Below are 4,211 nucleotides of genomic sequence, written 5' to 3' on the forward strand. Positions count from 1 at the left end.
CGGGGTGCTCTTACGCGAACCCTTGAAACCGACGTGACCCGACGACGCCCACGAGATGACATTGCCCTCGGGGTCGGTGATCGAGACGATGGTGTTGTTGAACGTGCTCTTGATGTGCGCGTGGCCGTGCGGGATGTTCTTCTTATCCCGGCGACGCGACTTCTGAGTCTTCTTCGGGCCAGCGGCCCGGCTCTTCGGAGGCATACGCTATCCCTACTTCTTCTTGCCGGCGACGGTCTTCTTCGGACCCTTGCGCGTACGCGCGTTGGTCTTGGTGCGCTGACCACGAACGGGCAGGCCACGACGGTGGCGGATGCCCTGGTAGCAGCCGATCTCGATCTTGCGACGAATATCGGCCTGAACCTCGCGGCGCAGGTCACCTTCGACCTTGTAGTCCGAAGCCTCGATGTACTCGCGGAGCTTCGCCAGGTCGTCGTCGTTCAGGTCCTTGGAGCGCAGGTCGGGGCTGACGCCCGTCTCGGCCAGGATCTGGGTGGCGCGGGTGCGCCCGATTCCGAAAATGTAGGTCAGCGCGATCTCCATGCGCTTTTCGCGCGGGAGATCAACGCCCATCAGACGTGCCATGTGGCAGGTTCCTTAATGGTTGCGGAGGTCTGCTCCCCGTCCGTCCCCCCGTCTTCACAAAGGTGGGGGCACCGGCCTCCGTGCCGGTGGATGGCGCGCACAAGTACGTGCGTGCTGGAACTGGGAGTGCTTCTTTCGGTCAGTCCGATCAGACGATCGGTGCCCGGTGGTGAGGCTGTATCAGCCCTGACGCTGCTTGTGGCGCAGGTTGTCGCAGATCACCATGACCCGACCATGACGGCGGATCACCTTGCACTTCTCGCAGATCTTCTTGACGCTCGGATTAACCTTCACGTCAGTCCAATCTTGTATTGGTCCACACAGGTGGTGTGAACACAGTTTTTCCCCAGCCAGAGGACCGGGGAAGTCTGGTGTGCGTCCCGTTGCCGGGACACTGTGCGACGCCGCGCGCCGGTGAGGCTCGCGACGCCGTCAGGCATCACTTGTAGCGGTAGACAATCCGGCCGCGTGAGAGGTCGTACGGCGACAGCTCGACGACCACGCGGTCTTCCGGAAGGATACGAATGTAGTGCTGCCGCATCTTTCCGCTGATGTGCGCGAGAACCTTGTGACCGTTCTCGAGCTCGATCCGGAACATCGCATTGGGCAGCGGCTCGACAACTCGACCCTCGACCTCGATGGCCCCGTCTTTCTTCGCCATATCCTCCGCGATCCCGGTTACGCTCAACCTGAGTTTGATGGCCGTCCGCGTGTGTAGCGTCAACCAAGAGCCCGTCGACATGCATGCGAACAGTCGGCGCATAGGTGCACCGCCGCTCAAGCTTACCGGGCCGGGCGGCCAGAGGCAAAAGTGCCCCGAACCGTACACCCTGACCGGGCCCCGTGCCGCACAATCGGGAGGCCTGCGAGCGCGCCGCCCTGAGCACGGTGTCGAGCCACCGGGCGGCCACCACGCCGTGGGGGTTGTCGCGTAAACTCACCGGCGTCGGAGAAGTGGGTCGATCAGATCGGGGGACCCTGGTGAGCGAGGCGTGCCGGTGAGCCGCAACAACGACAGCCTCCCCATGCTGCCGCCGTGGCTGTCGGAGAGCGACGTCACACAGGTCGGTTACGAGGCTCCGGTCGAGAACCTGCCCCAGGACGACGAGATCGACGACGCACCCAAACGCCGCCGCTTCATGGGCGGGCGCGGTGACGACGCGCCGCGCAAGGAAAAGGGCAGGCGCCGCCGCAAGGATCGCGAATCCGAGGAAGAGGCAGCCACCCCACGTCCGGGCGAGGCCGCCGAACAGCGCCGCCCCGCCGAGCCGACCCACCAGTCCGGTTCCGGCTGGTCCACCCCGCAGCAGCCCGCCGACCCGCTGATCCCCGGCCCGTCCCACCAGCAGCCCCGCCGCGACGAGCAACCGCGTCCGCAGCCCACCTACGAGCAGCCCGCACCCCGGACCGGCCGCGACGCGTCGCAATACCAGCAGGCCGCGCCCGCACAGCCGAACGCCGGGTGGCCACAGCCGAACGCCGGGTGGCAGGCCGCCCCGAACCCGCTGACTCCCCCGGTCAACGCCCCGTTGTCATCGGCGGATCCGGCACCGCGACCGGACACCAACGGTCCGTCGTCGATTCCGGGGCCCTCGGCCGCGGATCCGGCGCCGTGGGCAGGCGGTCAGGCGTCGACAGCGGCTCCGTGGTCGGCAAGTCAGCCACCGGCAGATCACGCGCCGACATCCACCGGCACACCCCCTCCGCTCCCGCCGTCGCCCACCAGCGTGCCCACACACCCAGGCCCGGCAACAACCGCGCCGACCAGCGAGGCCGTGGACCACGTCGCGAACGCGCTCCCGACCCGGACGCCCGCGCCACCGTCGACCGGCTTCACCCCGCTCGGCCCGAACCAGCAGCGCCCCGACCTTCCCCCGCCCCCTCCGCTGCCGGACCCGCCCGCGCGTCCGACCCATGCCCCACCGCGCCTGACCGTCCCGCCGCAGCCGACTACCGCCGAGCCCCGGCCGGTCGCCGCCGAACCGCAGCCGACCACCACCGAATCCCGGCCGGTCGCCGCCGAACCGCAGCCGATCGGCGCCGATCAGGCGGTCGAGCAGGCAGACCATGCGCCATCGCCGGTCACCGCACGGGACGAGGTCGAACAACACGCCACAGAAACACCGTCGACACCCGCGGCCAGCGAGGTCGCGCAGTCCGCCGATGTGGAACCTCGTCTGCCGTCGTCGTTCCAGGAAGCCGAGCAGGCCACACCGCCTCGTCGCGCAGCTGCCGAGGTGGCCGAACCATCCCCGGCGACAACCGCCGCGGAGGCCACCGAATCGCCGACAACCGGTGCGCGCCACTCGGCCGACGGGCGGTCCGCGCCCGATGAGGACGCGGTCGCGTCACGACACGGGTCGCCGTACAGCTCCGCCGAGTCCGTAGCTCCGCAACAGCCGCCGGCTACCGAGCAGCGGTCGCCGTACGCATCGGGCGAGCGCGTGCCGCCGTCGGCTTACCCCGCGACGCAGTACAACTCGGTCCCCGGTGACCCGACACCGGTCGCGCCGACGCATGCGCCGGATGGGCGGACCGAGGTGTACCGGTCCGATGATCCGCGGCTACAGGGCAGTGCGCCGGGTGAGCACGGTCAGGCGAATCGGCAGGGTGGCACGAACCCCGCGGAACAAGCACGCGCCGCGCAGACCGGGTATCGCTCGGGTGAATTCGTGCAGGCGGCCGACACCGCGTCGCCGTATCCCCGCCCCGACGGCACCCCGGCCCAGCACCAGCAGCCCGACGGTCTGCCCACGTACGGTCCCGACGGCGTCGCCCAGCGGCCCGACGGCGCGGCACCGCAGTATCGGCCCGATGCCGCACCCACGCAGCAGCCCGACGGCGCCCCCGTGCAGCAGTATCGGCCGGACGGCTCCCCCGCTCCGCACTATCAGCAGCCGAATCAGGGGGCGCAGCAACAGTTCCCGCCGAACGGTCCGGCCCCGCAGTACCAGTCCGACGGCACGCCCGTGCCGCAGTACCAGCCCGACGGCACGTCGGCACAGCAGTACCAGCAGCCGCAAGGCCCCGGTCAGCAGTACCAGCCCGACGGCACGCCTGCGCAGCAGTACAATCAGCCCAACGGGCCCGGCCCGCAGTACCAGCCCGACGGCACACCGGCACAGCAGTACCAGCAGCCGAACGCGCCGCAGCAGTACCAGCAGCCGGGCAACTACCAGCAGGGCCACCAGCAGCCCTACGGCCAACCGGGTTGGGGCGCACAGCCACAGGGCTACCAGCCCTCGCTCGACGACGTCCCGGTCAAGCGCGCCAAGAAGGCTCCCGGCAGTGGTTGGCGCAAGGCCGTGCATCACGTGTCCGGCGGTGCGATCAACCCGGGGATGTCCGCCGAGGAGCTGCGTCTGCAGGAACTCGTGGCCCGTATCCGCCAGCCTGTGCGCGGCGACTACCGCATCGCGGTCCTCTCACTGAAGGGCGGCGTCGGCAAGACCACCACCACCACCGGTCTCGGCTCGATCTTCGCCTCGATCCGCGGCGACCGAGTGATCGCCGTCGACGCCAACCCCGACTTCGGCACCCTGTCGCAGCGCGTCGCGATCCAGACCCGCTCGACCGTGCGCGACCTGCTGCTCGACCCGGCGATCCAGCGCTACTCCGACGTCCGC

General features: G+C 69.4%; 5 protein-coding genes. 1 reads left to right on the plus strand and 4 read right to left on the minus strand.

From position 1 onward, the window contains the following. From rpsK to infA, 4 genes are all read right to left on the minus strand, one after another. A partial coding sequence (gene rpsK / locus ACFWF3_RS26400) for a 30S ribosomal protein S11 (RefSeq protein ID WP_379316025.1) occupies positions 1-204 on the minus strand: 204 nt, incomplete at its 3' end. Positions 205-213: 9 nt separating this feature from the next. After that, complete coding sequence (rpsM, locus tag ACFWF3_RS26405) at positions 214-585, minus strand: 30S ribosomal protein S13 (RefSeq protein WP_067448181.1); 372 nt, start codon at positions 583-585, stop codon at positions 214-216. 180 nt (positions 586-765) lie between these two features. Beyond that, positions 766-879 (minus strand): 50S ribosomal protein L36, encoded by a 114-nt coding sequence (rpmJ, locus tag ACFWF3_RS26410; protein WP_056818299.1) that lies wholly within the window; start codon positions 877-879, stop codon positions 766-768. Positions 880-1,024: 145 nt separating this feature from the next. Continuing rightward, positions 1,025-1,246 (minus strand): translation initiation factor IF-1, encoded by a 222-nt coding sequence (gene infA / locus ACFWF3_RS26415; protein ID WP_003418601.1) that lies wholly within the window; start codon positions 1,244-1,246, stop codon positions 1,025-1,027. A 337-nt stretch (positions 1,247-1,583) separates the two neighbouring features. On the opposite strand from infA, the gene ACFWF3_RS26420 reads away from it, so the two are divergent. After that, positions 1,584-4,211: AAA family ATPase (locus ACFWF3_RS26420; protein WP_379316027.1), on the plus strand; the 2,628-nt coding region annotated here is incomplete at its 3' end.

Origin of the sequence: Nocardia sp. NPDC060220, assembly GCF_042727815.1 — a bacterium.
Taxonomy (GTDB): domain Bacteria; phylum Actinomycetota; class Actinomycetes; order Mycobacteriales; family Mycobacteriaceae; genus Nocardia.